A 25,175-nucleotide genomic window follows, 5' to 3' on the forward strand; every position below is an offset into this window, starting at 1 on the left:
ATGGGTTGGCTACAAGGCGAAGTTGCACTGATCACGGGTGGCGGTTCAGGTCTCGGTTGGGCTCTGGTCGAACGTTTTCTGGAAGAGGGCGCACAAGTGGCGGTTCTTCAGCGCTCCCAGTCAAAAGTCGATGCGCTGAAAGCACACTTCGGAGATCGCGTGCTCGCAATCGCAGGTGATGTGGCCAGCTATGAAGACAACGTCCGTGCGGTGAATGCAACCGTAGCGCATTACGGAAAACTCGACTGTTTCGTGGGCAATGCCGGGATCTGGGATCATTATGCCGATATCGTCAATACTTCGGGCGAGCAGCTGGAAAAAGCCTTTGACGAAATCATGGGTATTAATACCAAATCTTTAATCCTAGGAGCGAAGGCTGCGCTGGATGCATTGATCGCTTCTGAAGGTTCTATCATATTTACTTTGTCTAATTCAGCACTGTACTCCGCTGGCGGAGGCCCTGTATATACTGCATCCAAGCATGCCGGTGTCGGGGTGATGAAGGAACTGGCTTATGAGCTTGCGCCTAAAGTACGAGTGAATGCGGTTGCACCCTCAGGTATGAATGTGAATATCAAAGGCGCGGCATCCTTGGGTCAGGATAATCTGGGCCTGCTGGATGCTCGCGACCCTGAGAAAATCGCACGTGGTATGCCACTGAATTTCTTGCCTGAACCGGAAGACATGACCGGTTCATACGTGCTCTTGGCATCGCGTCAAAATAACCGTCCACTGACCGGTGTTCTGATTAATGCAGAATGTGGTTTGGGAATTCGTGGCTTACGCCAGCCACGCGCCGGTTTCTTTGACGACTAAAAATCTAGTCTAGTCGAATGGACTTATCGGCAGCCTGTTCTGGGCTGCCTTCCTTATTCAGGAGTCTCTCATGGCCGTTAAACTCATTTGTGCATCGCACAGTCCGTTAATGGAATTTGCTTCACCGCAGGATCAATCCAAAGAGCAGAAAGTACGTGCTGCTTTTGAACAGTTGTCTGCTGAAGTAAAAGCCTATGATCCCACTCTCATTATCACATTTGGTCCAGACCATTTTAACGGTTTCTTCTATGACCTGATGCCAAGCTTCTGTGTGGGGATTCGTGCCAAAGCCGCAGGCGACTGGGATTATGGCAAAGACAATGACCATATTGATGTACCGGAAGATCGGGCACTGGCACTGGTTCGCTGGGTGCTGGATGAAGGGGTCGACGTTGCATACTCCTACCGTATGCAGGCGGACCACGGGGTGACTCAGCCATTACATTTCCTGTGTGCAGGCAAGCTTGATCGTTATCCAACAATTCCGATTTTTATTAATGGCGCTGCAGCACCGATGCCGACCACCAAGCGTACCATCGCTTTGGGCCGTGCAGTTGGCCAGTTTATCAAGTCCTTAAACCTTGAAAATGAGCGCGTACTGGTGCTGGGTACAGGGGGGCTGTCCCATGATCCACCGACACCACAAATGGGTTCAGTACCACCAGAAGTGGAAGAGTTTCTGATCGCCGGCCGTCACCCAACAGTTGAAGCCCGGGAGGCGCGTCAGGCAAAAATTATTGCTGTTGGTCAGAAACTCGCAGCAGGGGATACCTCGGTTGCAGTGCCACTCAGTCCGGAATGGGATGTCGCATTACTTGAAAAATTCAAGCAGGCCGACTTCGCTGCACTGGAAGCCATGACTGAAGCTGACATTCGCCGTGATGGTGGCCGTGGCGGTCAGGAAGTCCGTTCCTGGATGGCGGCTTTTGCTGCTTTAAGCGAAATAGGCGAATACGACATGACCACGCATTGCTATGAAGATATCAGTGAATGGATTGCGGGCTTTGGCATCGTATCTGCAGAGTTAAAAGGTTAATGACATGAGCAACATCGAAAGCATCGTGATTGTAGGCGCAGGCCAGGCAGGTGCAAGCGCGATTTTAGAACTGCGTGGCAACAAGTTTGAAGGCAACATCATTCTGATTGGTGATGAAATACATCTGCCTTATGAACGTCCACCACTGTCTAAAGACGTGATTCTAAAACCTGAAGAAACCAAAATTGAAATCCTGTCCGAAGAAAAACTGGCAGATTTGGGTGTCGAGCATATCCGCGGCAATGGCGTGGTGAAAATCAATGCTGAAGCGCACACGGTTGAGCTGCAAAATGGTGACGTTGTTGCTTATGACAAGCTCTTGCTGGCCACCGGTGGTGCAGCACGCCGTTTGCCAAACTTCGATGCCTTAGGCAAGCACGTCTACACTTTGCGTAATCTGGAAGATTCACAAGCGCTGGTGCCTGTATTACAGCCGGGTCGCCGTATCATCCTGATCGGTGGTGGCGTGATCGGTCTGGAACTGGCCTCCAGTGCTCGCTTCAAAGACTGCGAAGTGACTGTGATTGAAATGGGTCCAATGGTCATGGGGCGTTCATCTCCACGTATATTGAGCGAGTTTTTATTGGCCCAGCAGCGTCTGGCTGGGGTCAATGTGCGTCTTGAAACCAAGATTGCAGACTGCCGTCTTGAAGGTGAAGAAGTTGTCGTTACTCTTGAAGGTGGTGAAGAGCTGCGTGCTGATGCAGTTGTTTACGGTATCGGGATTGTGCCAAATGCACAGCTGGCGCTTGATGCCGGTTTAGCGGTGGATTGTGCGATTCAGGTGAATGAACACTGTCAAACGTCTCATCCTGATATTTATGCTGCAGGCGATGTAGCGACCCAGCTGCGTGACTGTGGCAATCATCGCCGTGTCGAAACCTGGGAAAATGCCAATCTGCAAGCCGGAATTTTTGCCCGTCATGTGATGGGGCTCGAGCAGCCAACCCCTAATCCGGCGTGGTTCTGGACCGATCAGCTCAATATCAACTACCAGTTCGTGGGTGATATGACAGCAAGCGAGTGGGTTGTACGTGGTGAAATGAATGCCGAGCAGGGGGCTGATTCATCCTTTGTATTGTTTGGTGTCACAGATGGCATCATCGTCGGTGGCATCACGGTGAATGCGGCCAAAGACATGCGTCATCTGAAAAAACTGATCAGCAAGCAGGCGGCTTTTGAGGCGGATAAATATCTGGATTTAAGCCAGGATTTGCGTAAGCTGGTGAAGTAAGCTGAATGTTTAACAAAGGCAGATCTTGGGGAACTGGGGTCTGCTTTTTTTATGGCTACTTTATTTATTGTTTTGGCATGACCACTATTTATATTGCGACGTTTAATTACTTTGTGCAGTTGTGTCTTACTTTTCAAAGATGAAAAGTAACAAAAATCTTTTGAGCGTTTGAGGATACTTCCTTGTATCCCAAACGCTCGAGCGGCATCCATGCCGCTTGTAATACTGCTAATCGTGGATTTGAACAGAACTTTTGGTTTAATTCTTTTTATTATATTTAATTGAGTCATTTATGAATTCAAATTCATCTTCTATGCTGGTGACGGCAAGTATATATGCGCTTTTGGTGCTGATCTGGGCAGCGACGCCGCTGGCGATTGTCTGGAGTGTGGCGGAGGTGCATCCGATGTGGGTGCTGATTATCCGCTATTTTGGTGCCTCCATCATTGCGCTGCTAGTGCTCAAGCTGATGCGCGGTCCATTACCTTTTGACCGGACCTCGATGCAAAGCTATCTGGCCGGAAGCTTGAATTTAATTGGCGCCCAGCTGTTTATTTATCTGGCTGCCAACTATTTAACCTCAGGTCTGATGGCCCTGATTTTTGGATTCTCACCGCTGATTGCCGGCTTGATCGGGCATGTGATTTTAAAAACCCATCGGCTGGTATGGCTGCAATGGCTGGGAATGGCGGTTGCGGTAGCTGGCCTGAGTTTTGTCTTTGCCGATTCGGCAGATTCAAAAATTAACCCGTGGGGCGTGGTCCTGATGCTGATCAGTATGGTGTCGTATATCAGTTCGATTTTCTGGGTCAAACAGATTAATGCACCGCTAAAACCAATGTCGCAAGCCACCGGTTCATTATTGGTGTCTGCGGCAGGTTCACTGTTGTTAATCCCGTTTATCTGGCAGCATTTTCCCACACAGATGCCAGGTACCCATGCCATGATCGGGTTCCTGTTTACCATGATCATGTCATCAATTGTGGCCATGCTGTGCTATTTCTGGCTGATCCGCCGTCTGGCTGCGTCTACCGTCTCTTTAAGTAATGTAATGACCCCGGTGATTGCCTTGGTGTTGGGAGCCACACTTAACAATGAAATTATTAGCAGTCATGCTTTCGCCGGAATTGCGGTGGTGATGTTGGGCATTGTCATGTATTTCTGGAAAGAATGGCGCGAACAGTATTTTTCCAGAACTTAGCGGCACAGCAAACAGGAAGGGCCTCAGCTGTTCTTTTTAGAACTTCAGTGGATCATCTCTCAATCTCACGACGCTACAACAATTTGTAAAACAACTGCTGCTTATAAACTGATTAAAATACTGGTACATAAGACAAGAAAAGCTGAATGCAGCTTGTTTAGGACAGTTTCAGGATGTCTGAATCAAATAAAGTTGTGGTCTATGCTGCCCTGTTTGGGAATCTGACGATTGCAGTGGTGAAGTTTATTGCAGCCTATATGACCAGCAGTTCAGCAATGCTGAGCGAAGCCATCCATTCCGTGGTGGATACTTTAAATGAAATTCTGCTGCTGTATGGCATGAAAACCTCCCAAAAACCGGCAGATGCCCAACATCCTTTTGGCTATGGTCGCGAGTTGTATTTCTGGGCATTTATTGTGGCTCTGATGGTCTTTGCCCTAGGCGCCATCGTTTCCATTTATCAGGGCATACAGCATATTTTACAGCCTGAGGAAATGCAGGACCCTGTCATTAACTATATTGTGCTGGGTATCGCAATTGTATGTGAAGGGTTTTCCTGGTGGATGGCTTTAAAAGCCTTTCGCAAGCAGAAAGGCAAGCTCGGATATTTTGCCGCATTCCGACGCAGTAAAGATCCCACCACTTTTACCGTATTATTTGAAGATACTGCTGCCTTGACCGGCTTATTGATTGCCCTGGTCGGAATTTTCCTGGCCCATCAACTGAATATTCCCGAGCTGGATGGTGCAGCATCAATTCTGATTGGCGTTGTACTGGCGATTTCAGCCTGGCTTTTGGCGCAGAAAACCAAAGGTCTGTTACTCGGCGAAGTTGCAGATCCCAAACTGCGAGACCATGTTTTAAAAGTAGCCCAGCAGGATCATGCCGTTCATAGCGCCAACGGTCTGCTGACTGAACAGATGGGCGCGCATCAGGTGATTGTATTTTTAAGTCTGGAATTTAAAGATGATCTGACTTCAGATGAAATTGAACACTGTGTCAATCGGATAGAAGCCCAGATCAAACAGTTACATCCTGAAATTATTGCCCTCTTTGTCAAGCCGCAAACCAAGGCAGTATGGCTGGAACGCACCCGGGGCCGGGTCTAAACACCCCGCTTATCAGGTGAGGCTTCAGCTTAAGTGGATAGCGCCTGTTTTAAAAGGATGGTTTAGGCGTTCAAGCTGGCTTTCTTTGAGAGCCAAAAGGCTGCTATATTTGAGCTGGGGTGTACATCAGGGCAGCATATCGAAAGTCTGTTTAATCCGACCAGTAACTACTCGCAAAGTTTCGAAGCTCTTCCTTTTTTTGTTTTTTTTGCTAAAAATAACAAAAACATAAATGAATACCCTGATCAGATTTCATAGTATGCTTAGATACGCAGGTATAGAAGTTGGTATGCTAATAACAAAGATACTTCGCTTGAGCGCCTCAAGTCGATGCTGTCTTGCATATAGCAAATAATAAATAGTGGATGTTTATGCAAGATTTTTTTAAAACTAAAAAGTTTCAGCTTGAGACCGAATCCAGTTGGAAGCATCTCTGGTCCAAGCCGGTATTTGACTATTTGCATTCAGCGCATTTTGATGGTCAACGGTTCAAAAATCTGGAGCCCTCTTCGCTTGAGCAGAGCCGCTTCGACTTGTATAAATGGTTATTTACCAGAAAGTCCAAAACCTGGGAAGTGAACCTGAAACAGGAGCAGGCCGACTTCCTGTCGCGTCCGCGTGCCTTGCCACATCACCGCCCCGATGCTTCTTTGGATGACTGGCAAATCTGGTTTATCGGCCATGCCACGGTCCTGATTCAGATTGGGCCTTATAACTTTCTGACCGATCCGGTCTGGTCAGAATATGCCAGCCCGTTTTCATCCCGCGGTCCACAACGGGTGATTCCTGCTGGGATTGCCCTGGATGAATTGCCTCCGATTGATGCGGTGCTGCTTAGCCATAACCATTATGATCATATGGATCTGGCCACACTTGGCTGGTTGCATCACAATTTTAAGATGCCGATCTATACCGGTCTGGGAAATGCCTGGTATCTGCCTAAAGACTATAATGTGATTGAAATGGACTGGTGGGAAAACAGCTTTTTCCAAAACATCCGGATTGTGTATACACCTGCGCAGCATGCCTCAGGACGCGGCACGCGTGATCAGAACTGTGCCTTATGGGGAGGATTTTCCTTGCTGCATGGTAAGGAACACTGTTTCTTTGCCGGCGACAGTGGCTATTCTTCGCATTTCAAGGAAATCCGCAAACGTCTGGGTGAACCGCGAATTGCATTATTGCCTATCGGGGCCTATGAGCCGCGTGAGCTGATGCGTTATATCCATATGAACCCCGAAGATGCCTTTCATGCCCATCAGGACCTGCATGCGCGCTGTTCTCTGGCCATTCATTACCGGACTTTCCAGTTGACCGATGAAGACCGTGACCAGCCTGAAAATGTTTTGCAGGATATTATCCAACATTCTTCCAAGCTGATTAACCCGTTTTACTGTATTCGTGAAGGCAAGCGCATTATTGTCTAGCTGCTGGATGCTGTTCTAGGACAATGAGAAGAATCAGCAGGGCAGGCTTCATGATCGGTGGGCTAAATCCTGCTGTCCGTGTGATAGGGGAGCTAAGCCCCATCAGCCAAAAAACATTCATCTCTCCAGAAAGTTCAAGCTGGAGTTTTCGCATAGCTCCCCCGATTCAGCCACCGTCCAACAATCCTGAGCCAAACCGTACAAAGTAGCTAAAAACTTAAGACTCATCCATCACATCTTCCAGAAAATGGCGCTTATTTTCACTAGAAGGTAGCAGGCAGGTATTGGTTTTTCCAAACCACTGATAACGGTTTAAAGCAACCTGACGATACAGAAAATCGCGTGCAACGCGTGGAATAATATACCCGATATTCATGAATGAAAAAGGCAAGCCGAGTTGCTGCATGACTTTTAGCACAGCAGTCGATTCGGTATAGAGCTGCCCCTCTTTAATGACGAGCAGCGTCGTATACTGCTCCGTTGACATCTGATAATGCTGAAGCAGGGCAGAGCCTAAGGGAGATTGTGCAGAGACCAATTTAAACTGGATTTTTCGGTCATATCGGATTAAAAAACGTGCCCAGCGCGTGCAGATGACACACACGGCATCAAATAAAATAATGTCGTATTCTTGAATGATGTCTTCTAGCGTCTTGCGCATGGTTATACTTGTTTTGTGATGGGCTGTTTTCATATTGCATGAACGACCAACAAAAAACCACCCGAAGGTGGTTTTTTAGGCTCTTCACTCAAGTTTTAGAGAAAACTTGGTAAGTTTTTCGCAGGATCACTTTCACGCGCGGCTTGTGCATCGGCCACAGTCATGCCCAATGCTTTGGCGACACCTTCACCGTATGCAGGTTCACATGCATAGCAATTACGGATATGGCGGTATTTGATGAAATCCAGTGCATCCCCCATCGCGCCGGCAGTGTTATTGAACAAGGCCTGTTTTTGTTCATCGTTCATCAAGTTGAACAGGGCTCGTGGCTGGCTGAAATAATCGTTGTCGTCTTGGCGATAATCCCAGAAATCCGCATCACCGGTAATTTTCAGTGGAGGTTCTCTGAACTCTGGTTGTTCCTGCCACTGGCTGAAACTGTTTGGCTCATAATGGGGCAATGAACCATAGTTGCCATCCATACGGCCCTGACCGTCACGGCGGTTCGAATGCACAGGACAACGCGCAGCATTGACCGGAATTTGTGAATGATTCACGCCAACACGGTAGCGCACAGCATCGGCATAGTTCACCAAACGGGCCTGTAACATGCGGTCCGGTGAATAGCTGATTCCTGGAACCAGATTACTTGGCGCAAATGCCGCCTGTTCCACATCCTGGAAATAGTTTTCAGGGTTGCGGTTCAACTCGAACTCACCCACTTCAATCAGTGGATAGTCGCCTTTTGGCCAGACTTTGGTCAGGTCAAATGGATGATAGGGGACTTTTTCTGCCTCTGTTTCCGGCATGATCTGCACGTACATTGTCCATTTCGGGAAATCACCACGCTCAATGGCATCAAATAGGTCGGTCTGGCTGCTTTCCCGGTCTTTGGCAATCAGCGCTGCTGCTTCCGCATCGGTCAGGTTTTGAATGCCTTGCTGGGTGCGCATGTGGAATTTCACCCAGAAGCGCTCATTTTGGGCATTAATAAAACTGTAGGTATGGCTGCCGAAACCGTGCATATGACGGTAGCCATCTGGAATGCCGCGATCTGACATCACAATCGTCACCTGATGCAGGGCTTCAGGCAATAAAGTCCAGAAATCCCAGTTATTGGTGGCACTGCGCTTGTTGGTTTTTGGATCGCGTTTAACCGCTTTGTTTAAGTCCGGGAATTTGCGAGGATCACGCAGGAAGAATACTGGGGTATTGTTGCCGACTAAGTCCCAGTTCCCTTCTTCCGTATAGAATTTCAGGGCAAAACCGCGAATATCACGTTCTGCATCAGCTGCGCCGCGTTCACCTGCTACGGTAGAAAAACGCGCGAACATCTCGGTTTTTTTGCCTACTGCAGAGAAGATCTTGGCACGGGTATAGCGGGTAATGTCATGGGTGACGGTAAAGGTACCGAAAGCGCCCGAACCTTTGGCATGCATACGACGCTCAGGAATCACTTCACGCACAAAATTTGCCAGTTTTTCATTCAGCCATAAATCTTGGGCAAGCACGGGGCCACGTGTACCAGCTGTCATGCTGTTCTGATTGTCTACAACAGGCGCACCAGCTTCAGTGGTAAGGTGCGTGACAGGACATTTTTTAGAGTCATCGCTCATTGTATATCTCCATTATTATCATCATATTTTGAGGACTGCGAGAAGAATCTATGCAGAGTATCACGCTCAATCCAATATGAACCGTTCTGTAAATTGATTTTAAAGTGGCGTTGCTATAGCGATGCGATCTTCAAAAACCGAAAAATTAAAAAATGCAAAAATGTCTAGAAGCAAAATAACATGAAAGTTGTGGTTATCTTATTGCTCTAAGCGGAGTGTTAGGCTCTGAGATTAATCAGAATTATGCATTTTGACAAATAGAATATTATGTTTGCATTAACCGTTTATTTCGATCATTCAAGTTTTTGTTATTTATTTAAAATTAAATGAATTCACGGGTCTGGCGAGTTGTAGTGGATGGCTCCGTTACAGCAGTCTTGGCCTAGGTCATTTGGCATATAAAAGCTATACAGCACATGCGCCTCACTGATTTTTCATAAAAATTTTTATTTTAAAAACTGCCTATGCTGGGGCGATTTATTGACTATACTGGGATGAAAACAGCCATAAAAATAAAACAGGAATTAGAGCAATGCAGACATGGACGACCCATCAAATTCACAACCAGTTTGATGAAAAGCAGGATTATAATTTATTTGAAACCGATATCGTATTACAGCAAATTTTACAGCGCTATGGCAGCCAAGATCAGGCCACCTTGTCTAAAATGGCACAAATGGCTGGTTCAGCCGAATATTATCAACATGCCGAACTGGCCAATCAACATCCTCCCATCTTGCATGCCTTTGATGCCCGTGGCCGTCGTAAAGATTTCATTGAATTTCATCCCTCCTGGCACAAATGGATGGGCTTGAACCGTCACTTCGATACACATGCCTATCCATTTAACCACCCGCAATCCTCATCCAGATGGGTGGAGTGGGCGGCTCGATTTTATCTGGCTGGACAGGTCGAGTGTGGCAACCTGTGCCCCAATTCCATGACGCTGGGCAGTATTCCGCTCATCCAGCGTGAACCTGAGCTATGGGCAAAGCTGGGTGAGCAACTGCTATCGACTGAATATGATGAGCGCGATGTACCGATTGCCCAGAAAAAATCAATTTGGCTAGGCATGGGCATGACCGAGAAGCAAGGTGGTTCAGATGTGCGGGCGAATCAGACCATTGCTGTGCCAATTGCGGAGCCGGGCCGTGGCAAAGCCTATGTGTTGACCGGACATAAATGGTTTTTTTCTGCGCCGATGTGTGATGCACATTTGGTGGTGGCGAAAACCGAGCAGGAAGGATTGGCCTGCTTCTTTGTACCACGCTGGCTGGACGATGGCACAAAAAATAATATTCATGTGCAGCGCTTAAAAGACAAAGTCGGCAATCGCAGTAATTCCAGCTCCGAGGTCGAATTTAATCAGGCCTGGGGCATAATGATTGGTGAAGCCGGGCGTGGGATTCCCACGATTATCGAAATGGCGAATTACACTCGGCTTACCTGTTCGGTGGGCAGTACGGCCATGCTGCGCCAAGCTCTGGTACAATGCCTTGCCTATACCCGTCAGCGTAAGGCTTTTGGCAAGCATTTGGTTGAACAGCCCTTGATGCGCGCCGTGTTGGCAGATTTGGCTTTAGAAACTGAAGCGGCCATGCAACTTAGTTTCCATTTGGCGCATTGTTATGAATCCGATGATGCCTTAGCACTGGCATGGAAACGCATCATGACACCGGCATCTAAATTCTGGATTTGCAAACGGGCTGTCGAGCTGACAGGCGAGGCGATGGAAGTCTTGGGCGGTAATGGTTATGTTGACGATGGTATTATGGCGCGCATCTTTAAAGAAGCCCCGGTAAATACCATTTGGGAAGGTTCAGGCAATGTCATGTGTCTGGATGTACTGCGTGCCATTGCACGTGAACCTGAGTCGATGGAAATGCTGTTTAAAGACTGGGCATCTACCGCTATGCACAATGAAATGCTAAAAACGGAACTGCAGTCTTTATTTAAACTCTTCCAGCAGCCGCCCGAAGAATTAAAGTTTATGGGACGCAGTCTGGTTAGCCGTCTGGTGATTTTGGCCCAAGCAGTGTTGCTGACACGTCATGCCCCGGACTATGTAGCTGATGGATTTATTCAAACCCGCTATAGCGGGTTTCATGGCCGTGTGGCGGGAATGATTGAGGCGAAGCAGGTGGATGTGGAACGGGTGTTGGGGCGGGTCTTGGCAGCTTAAGAACCTGTCTTCTATTTTCTGGATACTGTAATCCACCCAGCTTGGCTGAATAAAAAACCATTGTACAAAGTACAGAAAAGCGTATGATCAGCTTCTCTCAAGCTCATGGAAATGAGCGCCTACATGCAAGAAATAATGCAAGCTGAACGGGCTTGAATTTCAACCCCGTGAACCCATTAATCCTATAAGCAATAACTGAAATCCACAGGGGGTGCAGGTTGGTTCAACCGAAAACCTGAACCGAGGCTAAAACTCATCAACTGAAAAAGGACAGCGCGATGGCAAAGAAAAAAGCACTGCCAGAAGTGGTCATTCACAACTTCGTGGCGAAACACATGCATGAGGTCAACAAGAGTCAGGTCTTTGTAGACCGGAAGAAAAATGCGAAACGTGGCTACACCAAGCACAAACAAGGGCGATATCTACAAGATGATCGCCCTTTTTTATTACTGCATTTTTTGGCGGCTGGTGTTTAAGCCCCGACAATCCGGGTGGTTGCTTTCACCATATCCCCCAGACCATGGGTTTTAAAATAATATTCAATCCGGCTTTTCACCACCAGAGGATTATCCATTTTTAAGGCATGTGCCAGCATCTCTTGCGCATCGTTCATCGGTACATGACAGATCGCCTTGCGGACCCGCAAAATATTACTGGAACTCATCGACAGGGTATTAAAGCCCATTGCCATCAATAGAATTGCAGAAAGCGGATCTCCTGCCATTTCACCACAAATACTGACCGGCTTTTCATTACGATGACAGTCTTGAACCAGGCGGTCCAGCGCGCGTAAGACAGCAGGATGCAAATGAGAATAGACATTGGCCACCCGCGGATTATTACGGTCAACTGCCAGCAAGTACTGGGTCAGGTCATTGGAGCCGACCGAAAAAAAGTCCACCAGTTCCGAGAACTCATCAATCTGATATAAGATACTGGGCACTTCCACCATAATACCGATTTTGGGTTTGGTAATTTTGACCTGTTCTTCTTCCTGAACGGCATGATGGTCGCGTTCCAGCAAATATAAGGCTTCTTCGACTTCGCTGACACTGGTCACCATTGGCAGCAGAATATGCAGATTATTCAGCCCGATACTGGCTTTCAGCATGGCGCGAATCTGGGAAGAGAAAATCTCCGGATGATCGAGGGTAAAACGGATGCCACGCCAGCCCAAGGCTGAATTTTCTTCTTCAATGGAAAAATAAGGCAGATCCTTGTCGGCACCAATATCCAGGGTACGCATGACCACCGGTTTGTTGGCAAAATGGCTCAGCTGCTGGCGGTAAATGGCGCGCTGCTCTTCTTCACCAGGAAAGCGATCTCGCAGCATAAAAGGAATTTCAGAGCGATAAAGGCCAACGCCTTTGGCACCCCGTTGAACGCCACGAACCACATCAATCATCAGGCCGGTATTGACATACAGTTTCACCACAATGCCATCAGGGGTAATGGTATCCTTGGTTTCATACTGCCGCAGATCTTTGGCAATCAGTTCTTCTTCTTTTTGAATTTCTTTATAACGGGTACGCAGGCGGCGCGGCGGATTGATAAACACCCGGCCCTGATGTGCATCCACAATCATTTCTACATCATCAATGCTACTGATTGGCAGCTCGGTCACCCCGACCACGGTAGGAATGCCGAGGGCACGTGCCACAATGACCATATGCGAGTTCATGGCCCCTTCAGAGGTTACAATCGCTGCAATCTTATCGACCGGCAATTCGACCAGAGCAGCCGTCGAAATTTCTTCACCAATCAGGATACTTTCGTCGGTGAGTTCACGGTGGCTGGAATCCGCTTCCTGTAAGCGTGCCAGAATGCGCCGTCCCAGATCTTTCAGATCTGCAACCCGTTCCCGTAAATAGTCATCTTCCATCTGGGCGAACTGGGCCACATGGCTATCAATTACAATACGGACTGCGCCTTGTGCCCAGTTTCCATCACGAATTTCAGCTTTAATTTCAGCCGGCAGGGCATTTTCATCCAGCATGCGCAGGAACACACTAAACAGAGCGCGTTCTTCGGCCATCAGTGCATCCTGCATTTTTTCATCCAGCGCCTGAATTTCTTCACGCACTGAGTCTAGGGCATTGTCCAGAAGCTGTAATTCTTCACTAATATCGTCGGCTTCGCGATCTGGTACAGCGCCCAGATCGGCAGGCGGATAAAGAATAACAGCGCGGCCCAGTGCAATTCCGCCAGAGCCAGAGATTCCCTGAAAGGTTTTATAGGCAGGCAGATTGCTGGGCTTGCGAAAGACATCAATATTGCCAACCGCGTGGGCATGTGCAATCACGCCCGACAGCTGGGCACAAAGCGTAACCAGAAAAGATTCCGCTGCTTCAGAGAAATCCTGAGGTTCTTTGTTCTGGACCACCAGTACACCCATCACTTTGCGACGGTACATGACCGGCACGCCGAGAAAAGAGTTATAAATCTCTTCTCCGGTTGCGGGCAGGTACATAAAGCGTTCGTGTTTGGAGGCATTATCAAGGTTGACGATTTCTTCACGCTGCCCGACCAGACCCACCAGACCTTCACTGGTATGCAAGGAGACATGACCGACAGACTCAGAGTTTAGACCCTTAGAAGCCATCAATAGATAACGCTGGTTGCGTTCATCCAGTAGATAGATGGAGCAGACATCCACATGCATGGCGGCAGCCACATGATTGACCATAATCTCGAGAGATTCATGCAAACTGGCCGAGGCATTGATTTCTTGAACAATGCGTCTTAAAGTGTCCAGTTGCATATTTGACATCAGTTCTGCTCCGTCATACTCAGAATTTTAATCGGATACTTATTTATAACAATAGCCAGCCAAAAAATCTGCATATTGATGCGATTTTTTAAGGTTTTTGCTGTGGGAGCTGCTGGCACAACTCGATCATTGCCTTGCGATAAACATCACGTTTAAAATTCACGACCTGGCCCAATGGATACCAATAACTGACCCATTGCCACTGATCAAATTCTGGTGGGTCGGACAGGTTCAACTGAATGTGCTGTACCGGCGCCGTCAATTTGAGTAAAAACCACTTTTGCTTTTGACCGATACATACCGGATCTGAATCCGTACGTATATAGCGGTGTGGCAAACGATAACGCAACCAGCCTTTGGTTTGCGCAACTATTTGGACATGTTCAGGCAGTAAGCCAACTTCTTCTCTCAGCTCACGATAGAGTGCCTGCTCGGGGGTTTCTCCAAATTGGATCCCGCCTTGTGGAAATTGCCATGCATTATGACCAATGCGTTTTGCCCATAAAACCTGTCCAGCATCGTTTGCCAAAATGATCCCGACATTCGGTCGGAAACCTTCAGAGTCGATCATTTGGCTACCTAAAAAATTTGTTTAATTTATGCCTTTGCTTCTGGGGGATGTTTATTTCTTTATCCTGCACACAAAAAGCAAAGTTTAAAAATGTTAAAATTGTTATGATCTTAACGAATTTCTATCGACTAGCGGAGATAGATTTACAAATTTTTTCTTAAATTTCAGTTTTTACGAGTATTTTCATGAAATTGGCACTATTTGATCTCGATCACACCTTGTTAAATACTGATTCAGATCATTCTTGGGGAGAGTTTTTGGTTCATGAAGGTCTGGTTGATCCAGTTCAGCATCGCGCCATAAACGATAAATTTTATGAAGATTATAAAAAAGGCCAGCTGGACCCGATTGCCTATAACGAATTTGTATTCCAGTTTTTAACCCGACATGAGCAGGATTATCTGACCGAATTACATCAATTGTTCATGCAAAAAGTGATTCGCCCGCAAATGCGTCCGGAGGGTTTTAAAGCCATTCAGCGTCATAAGGAGGCCGGCCATGAAATTGTGGGAATCACCGCGACGTCGGACTTTATTACCGCGCCTATTTTCCAGGAGTTTGGTATTAGCGAGATTATTGCCACCAATGCTGAAAGGGTGGAGGGTAAATATACCGGCAAGGTGATTAATATTGCCTGCTATCAGCAAGGCAAGCTGGCACGTCTGGATCAGTGGCTGGCAGGCCGTCAGGTGCAAGAGTCGTGGGCCTATTCTGATTCGATTAATGACCGTTTCCTGCTGGAGTATGCTGACCATGCCATTGCTGTCAATCCGGATGACCGCCTGAAAGCGCTTGCCATTGAGCAAGGCTGGGACATTCAGGACTGGTCAATTTAATTTATTGTAGTGCTACAGCACAACGCCGGTTGTGCTTTTTTATGCCCACTAGGACGAAAGTCGCAGTACTTTTTAGGCTGCGCGTGCCGGAACAAACATGCTATGCTCAGGGACACAAAATAGCCATAACATGATAACAATAGCAAAAGCTGAGGTGCTGAATATGACTCTAGTTCGACCGCGTATGACACATTTATTTGCACAGTTAGGTCTGGATTCAAGTGAAGAAGGAATTGCCAAATTTATTCACGAGCACCAGTTACATAAAGATCTGACCTTACTGGAAGCTCCTTTCTGGAATGAAGCTCAACGTCAGTTTCTGACAGAAAAAATTGCATCAGATGGAGAATGGGCGATTGTAGTCGATCAGCTCAATGAATCCTTACATGAAACAACCCGTTAAGCCATTTTAAGGGCTTAGAAAGAAAAAAGAGGAAGACCTGGTATCTTCCTCTTTTTTTTAATTTTTACTAAAAAACTTCTGGTCTTGGACTAGATTAATGAGTGCGTTTCCAGATCGTGAGCTGCGCCAGACTATGCTGATATTTACGTGCAGTTTCACGAATGACAAAGGGCACATCCTGCGGTTCAGCCAGCAGCTCGAAATGTTCATTGAGAAGCGCCGAAATTCCTTCGAGTGTGGTTAAGGCTTTTCCATCTTGTACAAAACCACCCAGCCATTCACTGCGCGCCGTATGATCTTCCATCCAGGTATAGGGCGAACTCAGCATCAGGATTCCACCAATATTCAGGCGTTTATAAATCTCCTTCAGGAAGGCTTTGGGATGATGCAGGCGGTCCAGCAGATTGGCAGCCAGAATAAAATCATATTCTTTAAAATGCGGTTTCAGGTTACAGGCATCGGCTTGGAAGAATTCAACTCTGGATTTGTGCTGCGCCAGTCCTAGTTCCTTTAAGCTAAAGCTTTTATCCTCCATCAGGTCACCTTCGACTGGAATGCGGTAGTGCAGGCGATCTTCCTGAATCAGTTTTACGCCCATCTGGATAAACCGTGCGGAAAAGTCCAGCCCGGTGACCTGATCAAAGTCACGTGCCAGTTCAAAGCTGGCACGTCCGGTGGCACAGCCGACATCAAGTGCTTTGTGGCAGGGCGTGGCTTGGAAATAAGGACGCGCCAGATTGACCAGCGTCTGGGCAAAGTTGGAAACATTGAAATAATCAGCGCCATACTGGAATTCCAGATATTGCGAGACCAGCTGATCACTTTCATACTGCGACTGGAATTGTGGTAAGGCATCCGCGGCTGCCACATAACGAAAACCGGCATGCTGGAAAAAATGCCGTCTAAAGGCATAACGTGAACTGTGTAAGGCCTCATTTCCGGCTGAAATCCAGGAGCCGCCTTTAATCAGGTGATGCTGGCCATCAAAAGTAGGGGTACTAAAATCATCATAAAAAGGATGTACCTGAAAGCCTTCAAACGGATAAATGGCAGTTTCGGTCCATTGCCAGACATTGCCCTGAACATCATAAAAATCGCCCTGCTGAAACTGATCAACCGGGCAGGAGTGGGGTGCATATTTCAGTTCGATATTGGCCTGTGCCGGACTGGGTAGAGTCGGGTCCAGACCCGACACAGTATAGAGCCGATACCATTCATCCTCGCTGGGCAGACGAATCGGCTGATCGAGCTGCTGTGATTTCCACTGACAGAAAGCTTTGGCTTCATGATAATTTACCTCTACCGGCCAGTCCCAAGGCATGTGAACCTCTTCCAGCATCAGCCGCAGGAACCAGCCAAGTTCAGTCTTGACCCAAAAGGTGGGATAGGTCGCCTGAGAAAATTCTAACCATTGCTGTCCTTCTTCACTCCAGTAATCGGGATATTGATAGCCGTCTGCTTCGACAAACTCTAAGAATTCCTGATTCGACACCAGATATTGCGCCGCCTCAAAGGCTGGAATGTCGGCGTGATGATGGCCATATTCATTGTCCCAGCCATAAAAGGGGCTGTGAAAATCTTTATCTAAAATGACCGGTCCAGCAGGAACGGCCAGCAGGCGGTTTTCGGGAGCAATGCCGGTGATCACATTGGCACGCCACAACGGATGGTTTTGCACATAGTGTAATTGATGTTGGCGAATCAGCACCGATGAGGTTTCCAGATGAATACGCTCATGCTCAATCGCCATGATGATGGTCCACCAGGGATGTTGCCAGTTTAGGGGAAGCGCTAAGGGCGCATGCTCCAGAATATTCAGGATCAGGGCGCGAACCTGATGCCGGTAATCACGAACGGCCTGCACACTGGGCCAGTCATAATTCTGCTCATCCAGATCATCCCAGCTCATTTCATCGACCCCAATAGCGAAGAGACTTTCAAAGCGTGGATTCAGGCGTTCCTGGACAAGTTTGGCTAATAATAATTTATTAATGAAAAAAGTCGCCGTATGACCAAAATAAAAAATCAGCGGATGGCGTAAAGAGATGGGTTTACGATAATAGGCTTCATCATTTTTTAGACAGTCAAATAACTGCTCATAGGTATCGAAAGTATTCAGAAAATACTCACGCAAGACCTTGCGCGCGCTGTGCTCATCTTTAAAGTCAAGATGCGGCGTAGGTTTGAGGCTGGGCCTGAGAGACTGCCACAGCTCAGCCTCATCAGTTCTGTCTTGTGCCGTAGCAGATAAGGTTTTGGAATAAGAATGAAGCTGCATCCGGTCCGTCCCTTCAAATACATTTTAAGTATTCATTGTATTAAATGAATTTGTTTATCTTAAAAGTACTCTAAAGCCATCATGAGATGCGAGGTATTCGGTAACAAAATGCTGCATCGCCATAGATGCAGCAGAGCAGAGTCAGATTTAGAGCCCAGGATTTTGCATCAGCTGTACCAGGGCTTCCGCCGCTTTGGACTGGGTTCGGCCCGGATGCCAGACCATGCCCAGACTGCGGTTCATTTGCAGATTAATATCCAGTTGCTGCAAATCATGATTGACCAGGGTTTTCGGTAAAACTGACCAGCCCAGCCCGATGGATACCAGCATGCGGATCGATTCCAGTGGGTTGTTGCTCATGGTAACTTTAGGTTTGATACCGCGTTTTTCAAACTCGGCCAGCGTGATCTGCGAGGTATAGGTCTGTGAAGAGGGCAACAGGCTTGGGTAATTGAGTAAATCTTCCAGACTCAATTTTTTTTGCTGGGCCAGAGGATGAAACGGGGCTGCCACAAAAACCAGAGGATCATTCCAGATGGTGACATAGTTCAGGCGTTCATTGCCACGCGGCGGCAAGGTGAGAAAGGCCAGCTCCAGATCACCGGCAATCACCTGTTCATGCGCCTGTTCAGAATCGACAAAATGTACATCCAGAGTGACATCCGGATACTGTTGCACATAGTTACGTAAATGGCTCGGCAGATGATGCAGGCCAATATGATGGCTGGTGCCAATCTTTAATTTTCCCTGTATCTGACCCTGTTCATGGCTCAGGGTATAATGAATATCTCCCAGCTCGTTCAGCCAGTTTTTGACTTTAGGCAGCAGTGAATGGGCGGCATGGGTGGCCTGTACGCCGCGGCCAGCAGACTCAAACAGCTTGACCCCAAAATAGTCTTCCAGACTATGAATACGTTTGGTCACGGCAGGCTGGGTAATAAAAAGCTGATCTGCAGCTAGGGAAATTGAGCCGGTTTCCATAACTTTTACAAAGGCTTCAAAGGCTGTGAGATTCATTTTGATTACCTATAAAGAATTTTCATACTTAATTTTATTATTGTAATTATTTGGGAATAAATCAAAGTGAAATTATGTAAATTTAAAATTAATTGGCCAGCTTGTTCATATTTGAGTATTTTTTAATAAATAAAGTTTTTCTCAGCGCATTGGGACACGTCTGCAAGATTCATCTAATCCTCCCGATAAGAGACATCTGCCTGTGCATCCATCCACTGCTTTGTATTTCACAGAGAGATGATTTTTGAGATGATCCGGCTGAACTTTCAGAGTTATCGAGGAGCAGTTGATCTTCTTTAGCGGACGCTCTCTATGAACGTTGTCACGATTCAGGATCTGCCATGAGTCGTTGTGACCGTTGTTGCAGTAGTTGTGGGGGAGGTGGTGGCGATTGGCACCTCCAGTTCATAACTACTCTGGACTAGGCTTAAGCTTTAATGTCTTGCGTGGATGCCTGTTTCTGGCCTTTTCGATTCCATATCTGTTCATGAAAGAAGAAAGCAAAGGCTTGCACAGTCGGTTCAAGTAAGCTGAGAGTGATTGCCATCCATACATTGCCGGTGACTACATAAGTAACGAGCATGGCGACCGTAATGTGCATGAGGTAATAACTTAAGGTCTTTTTGAAAATACGCTGGTTGCTGTGGATAAAATGTTGAATGCGAGCCATAACGATCACCACTAAAGACTGGAGTTTATTAAATGATAATTATTACCATTTAAAAGGTAAAAAAGAAATTCTGATTGATGATTATTGGTTTATTGAATGATGGTTCTTACAGAGGATAAAAGGTGGCAGAAAACAGCTAGATTCATACGGAAAATAGAAAGCAAACTAGGGGGAGAATAAGAGTATAAAGGCAGGGAAACTCCTGAAAACCTACTTAAAATCTTTGCGTTTAAGCAGATCAGGCGCTGAGTAAAACAGGTTTAAAATATTCCAAAAGGTTTTTTAATTAATAAAAACGATAAATTAGATTTATGTAAAAACGTGGTTATAATCAATATCAATGAAAGAATTACCCAGTCCAGTGGAGCACATCGACATGGCAGGCGACAACCAAAAAGCAAAGACTTTGTATGACAAATTGTGGGATGACCATTTAGTAAAACAACGAGATGATGGCTCTGCATTACTGTATATCGACCGCCATTTATTGCATGAAGTGACTTCTCCACAGGCATTTGAAGGCTTGCAGCTTGCGGGCCGTAAGCCTTGGCGTTTAAGTGCCAACGTGGCGACTCCTGACCATAACGTTCCGACCTCAACCAAAGAACGTTCTGAAGGAATTGCCGGGATTGAAGATGATACTTCACGTATTCAGGTCCAAACCTTGGATGATAACTGTAAGACCTTTAATGTGGTGCAGTTTGATATTAACGATATTCGCCAAGGGATTGCTCACGTTGTCGGTCCAGAACAGGGATTGACCTTGCCGGGGATGACGGTGGTCTGTGGTGACTCGCATACTGCAACACATGGCGCATTCGGCTGTTTGGCTCATGGCATTGGAACTTCAGAAGTTGAACATGTATTGGCTACCCAGTGCTTGGTTCAAAAGAAAATGAAGAACATGCTGGTCCGCGTGGACGGCAAGTTGGGTCAGGGCGTTACCCCGAAAGACGTGGTCTTGGCCATTATTGGTAAAATTGGGACCGCGGGCGGTACGGGTCACGCGATTGAATTTGGCGGTCAAGTGTTCCGTGATATGTCCATGGAAGGTCGTATGACAGTCTGTAACATGGCCATTGAAGGCGGGGCGCGTGTGGGTATGGTGGCTGTCGATGACAAAACGATTGAATATGTGAAAGGCCGTCCTTATGCACCGAAAGGCGAACAGTGGGATGCTGCAGTTGCGTATTGGAATACCTTGCATTCTGATGAAGGTGCGCACTTTGACACAGTAGTCGTGTTACAAGGCGAAGAGATTGAACCACAAGTATCATGGGGAACTTCTCCTGAAATGGTGATTCCTGTGTCTGCTGCTGTTCCAACGTTGGAACAGGCCAGAGATGAGGTGCAACGCAATGACTGGACCCGTGCATATAACTATATGGGTTTAACCGCAGGTCAAGCCTTGGCGGATATTCAATTAGACCGTGTGTTTATTGGTTCTTGTACCAACTCGCGTATTGAAGATATTCGTGCAGCCGCTGAAGTTGCGAAAGGCAAAAGAGTGGCCAGTAGCATTAAACAGGCCATGGTGGTTCCTGGTTCTGGTTTGGTCAAAGCCCAAGCTGAAGCTGAAGGTTTGGACAAAATCTTGATTGAAGCGGGCTTTGAATGGCGCGAACCGGGGTGTTCAATGTGTTTGGCAATGAATGCTGACAAATTGCAACCGGGTGAACATTGTGCGTCCACCTCTAACCGTAACTTCGAAGGTCGTCAGGGCAATGGCGGTCGTACTCATCTGGTGAGTCCAGCGATGGCCGCTGCTGCCGCCATTGCCGGTCACTTTGTGGATGTGCGTTCATTCTAATTTAAGTCCTCATTCCAACCTTCCCTGAGGGAGAACGAATACCCTCTTAGGTGAGGAGAGGATGAGGGAGAGGTTACGGATTCATTGGGAAATAATCATGAAAAAATATACCGTTGAACAAGGTATCGTTGCACCATTAGACCGTGCCAATGTGGATACCGATTTAATCATTCCAAAGCAGTTTTTGAAATCGATCAAACGTACAGGTTTTGGCGATAACTTATTTGATGAATTACGTTATCTGGATGAAGGCTATCCGGGTCAAGACAATTCAAAACGTCCTATCAATCCAGATTTTGTGTTGAACCAGCCGCGTTATCAAGGTGCAACGATCTTAATTTCTCGGGCTAACTTTGGGTGTGGTTCAAGTCGTGAACATGCACCCTGGGCTTTGGAAGAGTATGGTTTCCGCACCGTGATTGCACCAAGCTATGCTGATATTTTCTTTAATAACAGCTTTAAAAATGGCATGTTGCCGGTCATTTTGTCTGAAGAAATTGTAGATCAGTTATTTAAAGAATGTGCGGCGAGTGAAGGTTATCGGTTGACCATTGATCTGGAAGCGCAGGAAGTTCGTACCCCAGCGGGTGAGGCTTTTAAATTTGAAGTCGATCCATTCCGCAAGCATTGTTTGTTGAATGGTTTGGATGATATTGGTTTAACTTTACAGGCAGCAGATGATATTCGTGCCTATGAAGAAAAAACCAAGCAATCACGTCCATGGGTATTTGCTGAAATTCAGCCATAAAACAGTAAAAATTATCATGGCATGACTGCTTGACCCTTGCTAATATCAAAAGATTATTGAGTTTTTTTGATGGGTAAGACAGATCTTATGGCAAATGATTGGAAACAGTGGCTTGCTTTAACTGCAGTATCGATGCTGTTGGGCGCGTGTCAAAGTATCGATACCCTGAAACTCAAGCATGGACAGGATAATACGCCAAATCCATCCCATGCCCGGATTTACTGTGCTGGAACATCGGACTGTCAGTTTGAGCGTTGGAATGAAACCCCGATTGTCCATGCCGGCAATGGCCGAATCAGTGCCGAAGCGATGAAGCAGAATCTGGTGCGCTTGCAGGCCGAAAACCTGAAGCAGGCGAACCCGATTTATTTATCGGTACCGGCAGGACAGCATGAACTGGTGGTACGTTTTTATCCGATTAGCAAGGATAAGGCCGAAACCCTGCACCTGTTCCAGCGTTTCAAGGCCAACCAGAACTATACCTTTAAAATGTATCGTGAGCGTAAAGCACATAATAAAAGTTTATTAAATGCCTCTGCACCAGATCCGCTTTGTGTGGATTTACTACAGGAGCAGAAAACCATTCGTCGTTTTTGCAAACCTTATAACGCAGTCACCGGGATTGCAGAGTTTGTAGAAAGAAAAATTTAACCCCTCAGGCACCTGCCTGACCCTATAAATGGAAAATCTCATGTCTAAACAAATTTTGATTTTAGCTGGTGACGGTATTGGTCCTGAAATCGTAAAAGCCGCAGAGCAAGTGCTGACACGAGTTAATGAAAAATTTAATCTGGGTTTAACATGGGAACAGGGCTTACTCGGTGGTGCTGCGATTGATGCGCATGGTTCGCCTTATCCGGAAGTAACCTCTGAGCAGGCCAAAAAAGCCGATGCGATTTTGCTGGGTGCAGTGGGTGGTCCTCAATGGGATAACATTGAACGCTCGATCCGTCCTGAACGTGGCCTGTTAAAATTACGCAGTGAACTGAATTTATTTGCCAACCTGCGTCCAGCGATTCTTTATCCGCAACTGGCTGATGCTTCAAGTTTAAAGCCTGAGATTGTGGCAGGTCTGGATATTCTGATCGTACGCGAATTAACAGGTGGTATTTACTTCGGTCAGCCACGTGGTATCCGTGAATTGGAAAATGGCGAGAAGCAGGGTTATAACACTGATGTCTATTCAGAATCTGAAATCAAGCGTATTGCCAAAGTTGCATTTGAAATGGCCAGTTTACGTGGTGGTAAAGTGTGTTCGGTAGATAAAGCCAACGTGCTGGAAGTCACCGAGCTTTGGAAGCAAACTGTCACGGCATTGAAAGAAGAACACTATCCAAATATCAACCTTTCACATATGTATGTCGATAATGCCGCCATGCAACTGGTACGTGCGCCAAAACAGTTTGATGTGATCGTGACCGGGAACCTGTTTGGTGACATCCTGTCTGATGAAGCCGCGATGCTGACCGGTTCAATTGGTATGCTGCCATCGGCGTCCTTGGATGAAAACGGCAAAGGCATGTATGAGCCTTGTCATGGTTCGGCGCCTGATATTGCGGGTCAGAATATTGCTAACCCCTTAGCGACTATTCTGTCTGTAGCGATGATGCTACGGTACACCTTCCGTGCAGAAGAGGCGGCAAAAGCCATTGAAGACGCGGTTGGTAATGTACTGGATCAAGGTCTGCGTACGACTGATATTATGTCTGAAGGCATGCAGAAAGTGGGTACAGTGGAAATGGGCCAGGCTGTCGTCGCTGCATTGAACTAAATCAGATAAGGTGAAAAAACGCAGCTTGAGCTGCGTTTTTTATGTACTCAGATTTAACCTGTCAGCAGGTGCGGCCAGTAGTACGAACCGCAGTGGCAATATTGTTTTTAAGCAGAAAGCTGATCTTGCATTGCAGATTGACATCATAACCAGTCACAGGGCTGATATTGGTCGGTATTGGGACAGCGCCTGTGCCTGCTGCTGGAAACTGGGCAATGGGCAAAGGAATCGTGAGGGGACGCTGTACAATATAGCTGAGTTGTTGCTCGCTCAGATGCGGCCCGCTGATCTGCTGATAGCCTAAACGTTTCAAGTCCAGATTCTGGTCAATCAGTTCGCTACTTTGCCCAATAAAGCTCTGTAGATAAGCTTCCCGATCCACTTGAGAGCTGCTGAGAGTAGAAGTGCAGGCGCTCAAGGAGAATAGCAGAGCAGTGAATAATCCAAGCGAGCTGGCTGCCTTTGGATAAGCAAATAACATAATTTCACTCCCATCAGGGCGATATGAAAATTATAGTAAAGTTGGGAAGTGATATTGTTGTAATTTGGCAGACGGCCAATTGCATCATCTGGCGTTTAGGCAAATGCTGAGCTGGCTTTAGAGCGATCAGGGCCAACTATTGGTTTTATAGTTTTTAAATGGGTGGAGATTTAATAGAAAGCATTGAGGTGCTCTAGAGATTCGGCAAAATTTTTCAGATATAACAGGTATAAAAAGAGTCATCAGGGACAAAAAAAGCCACTAAAAAGTGGCTTTTTGCTTCCGCTCAAACTTAGCGTGCACGATAAGTGATACGACCCTTAGTCAAATCATAAGGAGTCATTTCTACCTTCACACTATCGCCAGTCAAAATACGAATATAGTGTTTACGCATTTTACCTGAAATGTGGGCAATCACTTCGTGACCGTTCTCTAAACGTACACGGAACATAGTATTAGGAAGCGTCTCGGTGACAACGCCTTCGAACTCGATGAGTTCCTCTTTATTGGCCATAGCCTACCTGAATGAATAAATTGG

23 protein-coding genes are annotated in these 25,175 nt (G+C 46.8%); 14 read left to right on the plus strand and 9 right to left on the minus strand.

What is annotated here, in order from left to right:
* The 6 genes from hcaB (at position 1) to E5Y90_RS01695 (ending at position 6,823) form a co-directional block, all read left to right on the plus strand.
* Positions 1-816 (plus strand): 3-phenylpropionate-dihydrodiol/cinnamic acid-dihydrodiol dehydrogenase, encoded by an 816-nt coding sequence (gene hcaB / locus E5Y90_RS01670; protein WP_174659220.1) that lies wholly within the window; start codon positions 1-3, stop codon positions 814-816.
* A gap of 70 nt (positions 817-886) precedes the next feature.
* Positions 887-1,852, plus strand: a complete 966-nt coding sequence (locus E5Y90_RS01675) for a 3-carboxyethylcatechol 2,3-dioxygenase (RefSeq protein ID WP_174659221.1) — start codon at positions 887-889, stop codon at positions 1,850-1,852.
* Positions 1,853-1,856: 4 nt separating this feature from the next.
* Positions 1,857-3,086 carry a 3-phenylpropionate/cinnamic acid dioxygenase ferredoxin--NAD(+) reductase subunit gene (hcaD, locus tag E5Y90_RS01680; protein WP_174659222.1) on the plus strand — a complete coding sequence of 410 codons (1,230 nt, stop codon included), beginning with the start codon at positions 1,857-1,859 and terminating at the stop codon, positions 3,084-3,086.
* A gap of 292 nt (positions 3,087-3,378) precedes the next feature.
* Positions 3,379-4,287 carry a DMT family transporter gene (locus tag E5Y90_RS01685; protein ID WP_151204028.1) on the plus strand — a complete coding sequence of 303 codons (909 nt, stop codon included), beginning with the start codon at positions 3,379-3,381 and terminating at the stop codon, positions 4,285-4,287.
* Between the two features lie 173 nt (positions 4,288-4,460).
* Positions 4,461-5,396, plus strand: coding sequence for a cation diffusion facilitator family transporter (locus E5Y90_RS01690; RefSeq protein ID WP_151204027.1), 936 nt, complete (start codon positions 4,461-4,463; stop codon positions 5,394-5,396).
* Between the two features lie 371 nt (positions 5,397-5,767).
* Complete coding sequence (locus E5Y90_RS01695) at positions 5,768-6,823, plus strand: MBL fold metallo-hydrolase (protein ID WP_151204026.1); 1,056 nt, start codon at positions 5,768-5,770, stop codon at positions 6,821-6,823.
* A gap of 217 nt (positions 6,824-7,040) precedes the next feature.
* Here the strand turns inward: E5Y90_RS01695 and E5Y90_RS01700 are convergent, their stop codons facing one another.
* Positions 7,041-7,484: a thiol-disulfide oxidoreductase DCC family protein gene (locus E5Y90_RS01700; protein ID WP_151204025.1), complete on the minus strand. Its 444-nt coding sequence runs from the start codon at positions 7,482-7,484 to the stop codon at positions 7,041-7,043.
* Positions 7,485-7,579: 95 nt separating this feature from the next.
* Positions 7,580-9,100, minus strand: coding sequence for a catalase (locus E5Y90_RS01705; protein ID WP_174659223.1), 1,521 nt, complete (start codon positions 9,098-9,100; stop codon positions 7,580-7,582).
* Positions 9,101-9,632: 532 nt separating this feature from the next.
* Between E5Y90_RS01705 and E5Y90_RS01710 the strand changes: the two genes are divergently transcribed.
* Positions 9,633-11,282, plus strand: a complete 1,650-nt coding sequence (locus E5Y90_RS01710; RefSeq protein WP_174659224.1) for an acyl-CoA dehydrogenase family protein — start codon at positions 9,633-9,635, stop codon at positions 11,280-11,282.
* 278 nt (positions 11,283-11,560) lie between these two features.
* Complete coding sequence (locus E5Y90_RS01715; protein ID WP_174659225.1) at positions 11,561-11,758, plus strand: DUF7230 family protein; 198 nt, start codon at positions 11,561-11,563, stop codon at positions 11,756-11,758.
* Here the strand turns inward: E5Y90_RS01715 and ptsP are convergent.
* On the minus strand, positions 11,755-14,052 hold the full coding sequence (gene ptsP, locus E5Y90_RS01720) for a phosphoenolpyruvate--protein phosphotransferase (protein ID WP_174659226.1): 2,298 nt from the start codon (positions 14,050-14,052) through the stop codon (positions 11,755-11,757). The genes E5Y90_RS01715 and ptsP overlap by 4 nt on opposite strands.
* An 88-nt stretch (positions 14,053-14,140) precedes the next feature.
* Positions 14,141-14,623 carry an RNA pyrophosphohydrolase gene (locus E5Y90_RS01725; protein WP_151204020.1) on the minus strand — a complete coding sequence of 161 codons (483 nt, stop codon included), beginning with the start codon at positions 14,621-14,623 and terminating at the stop codon, positions 14,141-14,143.
* Between the two features lie 185 nt (positions 14,624-14,808).
* Here E5Y90_RS01725 and E5Y90_RS01730 point away from each other — a divergent pair, with 185 nt between their 5' ends.
* Entirely contained in the window at positions 14,809-15,459 is a 651-nt protein-coding gene (locus E5Y90_RS01730) for an HAD family hydrolase (RefSeq protein ID WP_174659227.1), read from the plus strand.
* Positions 15,460-15,622: 163 nt separating this feature from the next.
* Positions 15,623-15,862: a DUF2789 domain-containing protein gene (locus E5Y90_RS01735; RefSeq protein ID WP_151204018.1), complete on the plus strand. Its 240-nt coding sequence runs from the start codon at positions 15,623-15,625 to the stop codon at positions 15,860-15,862.
* Positions 15,863-15,956: 94 nt separating this feature from the next.
* Here the strand turns inward: E5Y90_RS01735 and ovoA are convergent, their stop codons facing one another.
* The 3 genes from ovoA to E5Y90_RS01750 form a co-directional block, all read right to left on the minus strand.
* The gene (gene ovoA, locus E5Y90_RS01740; RefSeq protein ID WP_174659228.1) at positions 15,957-18,140 is read right to left on the minus strand and encodes a 5-histidylcysteine sulfoxide synthase; all 2,184 of its coding nucleotides are present in this window, start codon (positions 18,138-18,140) and stop codon (positions 15,957-15,959) included.
* A gap of 147 nt (positions 18,141-18,287) precedes the next feature.
* Positions 18,288-19,157, minus strand: a complete 870-nt coding sequence (locus tag E5Y90_RS01745; protein ID WP_174659229.1) for a LysR family transcriptional regulator — start codon at positions 19,155-19,157, stop codon at positions 18,288-18,290.
* Between the two features lie 427 nt (positions 19,158-19,584).
* The gene (locus E5Y90_RS01750; protein ID WP_174660537.1) at positions 19,585-19,833 is read right to left on the minus strand and encodes a DUF2061 domain-containing protein; all 249 of its coding nucleotides are present in this window, start codon (positions 19,831-19,833) and stop codon (positions 19,585-19,587) included.
* Between the two features lie 370 nt (positions 19,834-20,203).
* Between E5Y90_RS01750 and leuC the strand changes: the two genes are divergently transcribed.
* The 4 genes from leuC to leuB all read left to right on the plus strand — a co-directional run bounded on the left by leuC (position 20,204) and on the right by leuB (position 24,156).
* Positions 20,204-21,637: a 3-isopropylmalate dehydratase large subunit gene (gene leuC / locus E5Y90_RS01755; RefSeq protein ID WP_174659230.1), complete on the plus strand. Its 1,434-nt coding sequence runs from the start codon at positions 20,204-20,206 to the stop codon at positions 21,635-21,637.
* Between the two features lie 97 nt (positions 21,638-21,734).
* A complete protein-coding gene (gene leuD / locus E5Y90_RS01760) occupies positions 21,735-22,385 on the plus strand; it encodes a 3-isopropylmalate dehydratase small subunit (RefSeq protein ID WP_151207065.1) in 651 nt (216 codons plus the stop codon).
* Positions 22,386-22,472: 87 nt separating this feature from the next.
* The gene (locus E5Y90_RS01765) at positions 22,473-23,036 is read left to right on the plus strand and encodes a hypothetical protein (RefSeq protein WP_151204013.1); all 564 of its coding nucleotides are present in this window, start codon (positions 22,473-22,475) and stop codon (positions 23,034-23,036) included.
* Between the two features lie 40 nt (positions 23,037-23,076).
* Positions 23,077-24,156 carry a 3-isopropylmalate dehydrogenase gene (gene leuB, locus E5Y90_RS01770; protein WP_151204012.1) on the plus strand — a complete coding sequence of 360 codons (1,080 nt, stop codon included), beginning with the start codon at positions 23,077-23,079 and terminating at the stop codon, positions 24,154-24,156.
* 61 nt (positions 24,157-24,217) lie between these two features.
* Here the strand turns inward: leuB and E5Y90_RS01775 are convergent, their stop codons facing one another.
* Both E5Y90_RS01775 and infA read right to left on the minus strand, forming a co-directional pair.
* Entirely contained in the window at positions 24,218-24,637 is a 420-nt protein-coding gene (locus E5Y90_RS01775) for a hypothetical protein (protein WP_174659231.1), read from the minus strand.
* 292 nt (positions 24,638-24,929) lie between these two features.
* Positions 24,930-25,151, minus strand: a complete 222-nt coding sequence (gene infA, locus E5Y90_RS01780; protein ID WP_001284370.1) for a translation initiation factor IF-1 — start codon at positions 25,149-25,151, stop codon at positions 24,930-24,932.
* Positions 25,152-25,175 lie beyond the last annotated feature (24 nt).

Origin of the sequence: Acinetobacter sp. 10FS3-1 (assembly GCF_013343215.1) — a bacterium.
GTDB classification, from domain to species: domain Bacteria; phylum Pseudomonadota; class Gammaproteobacteria; order Pseudomonadales; family Moraxellaceae; genus Acinetobacter; species Acinetobacter lwoffii_C.

Excerpts from the sequence above, each read along its gene's own strand:
- E5Y90_RS01730 (WP_174659227.1), top strand. The coding sequence starts at position 14,809 with ATGAAATTGGCACTATTTGATCTCGATCACACCTTGTTAAATACTGAT.
- ptsP (WP_174659226.1), bottom strand. The coding sequence starts at position 14,052 with ATGTCAAATATGCAACTGGACACTTTAAGACGCATTGTTCAAGAAATC.
- E5Y90_RS01695 (WP_151204026.1), top strand. The coding sequence starts at position 5,768 with ATGCAAGATTTTTTTAAAACTAAAAAGTTTCAGCTTGAGACCGAATCC.
- E5Y90_RS01700 (WP_151204025.1), bottom strand. The coding sequence starts at position 7,484 with ATGCGCAAGACGCTAGAAGACATCATTCAAGAATACGACATTATTTTA.
- E5Y90_RS01735 (WP_151204018.1), top strand. The coding sequence starts at position 15,623 with ATGACTCTAGTTCGACCGCGTATGACACATTTATTTGCACAGTTAGGT.
- E5Y90_RS01690 (WP_151204027.1), top strand. The coding sequence starts at position 4,461 with ATGTCTGAATCAAATAAAGTTGTGGTCTATGCTGCCCTGTTTGGGAAT.
- E5Y90_RS01710 (WP_174659224.1), top strand. The coding sequence starts at position 9,633 with ATGCAGACATGGACGACCCATCAAATTCACAACCAGTTTGATGAAAAG.
- leuD (WP_151207065.1), top strand. The coding sequence starts at position 21,735 with ATGAAAAAATATACCGTTGAACAAGGTATCGTTGCACCATTAGACCGT.
- E5Y90_RS01685 (WP_151204028.1), top strand. The coding sequence starts at position 3,379 with ATGAATTCAAATTCATCTTCTATGCTGGTGACGGCAAGTATATATGCG.
- E5Y90_RS01745 (WP_174659229.1), bottom strand. The coding sequence starts at position 19,157 with ATGAATCTCACAGCCTTTGAAGCCTTTGTAAAAGTTATGGAAACCGGC.
- E5Y90_RS01775 (WP_174659231.1), bottom strand. The coding sequence starts at position 24,637 with ATGTTATTTGCTTATCCAAAGGCAGCCAGCTCGCTTGGATTATTCACT.
- E5Y90_RS01705 (WP_174659223.1), bottom strand. The coding sequence starts at position 9,100 with ATGAGCGATGACTCTAAAAAATGTCCTGTCACGCACCTTACCACTGAA.
- leuC (WP_174659230.1), top strand. The coding sequence starts at position 20,204 with ATGGCAGGCGACAACCAAAAAGCAAAGACTTTGTATGACAAATTGTGG.
- E5Y90_RS01765 (WP_151204013.1), top strand. The coding sequence starts at position 22,473 with ATGGCAAATGATTGGAAACAGTGGCTTGCTTTAACTGCAGTATCGATG.
- E5Y90_RS01715 (WP_174659225.1), top strand. The coding sequence starts at position 11,561 with ATGGCAAAGAAAAAAGCACTGCCAGAAGTGGTCATTCACAACTTCGTG.
- E5Y90_RS01725 (WP_151204020.1), bottom strand. The coding sequence starts at position 14,623 with ATGATCGACTCTGAAGGTTTCCGACCGAATGTCGGGATCATTTTGGCA.
- hcaD (WP_174659222.1), top strand. The coding sequence starts at position 1,857 with ATGAGCAACATCGAAAGCATCGTGATTGTAGGCGCAGGCCAGGCAGGT.
- leuB (WP_151204012.1), top strand. The coding sequence starts at position 23,077 with ATGTCTAAACAAATTTTGATTTTAGCTGGTGACGGTATTGGTCCTGAA.
- E5Y90_RS01675 (WP_174659221.1), top strand. The coding sequence starts at position 887 with ATGGCCGTTAAACTCATTTGTGCATCGCACAGTCCGTTAATGGAATTT.
- hcaB (WP_174659220.1), top strand. The coding sequence starts at position 1 with ATGGGTTGGCTACAAGGCGAAGTTGCACTGATCACGGGTGGCGGTTCA.
- infA (WP_001284370.1), bottom strand. The coding sequence starts at position 25,151 with ATGGCCAATAAAGAGGAACTCATCGAGTTCGAAGGCGTTGTCACCGAG.
- ovoA (WP_174659228.1), bottom strand. The coding sequence starts at position 18,140 with ATGCAGCTTCATTCTTATTCCAAAACCTTATCTGCTACGGCACAAGAC.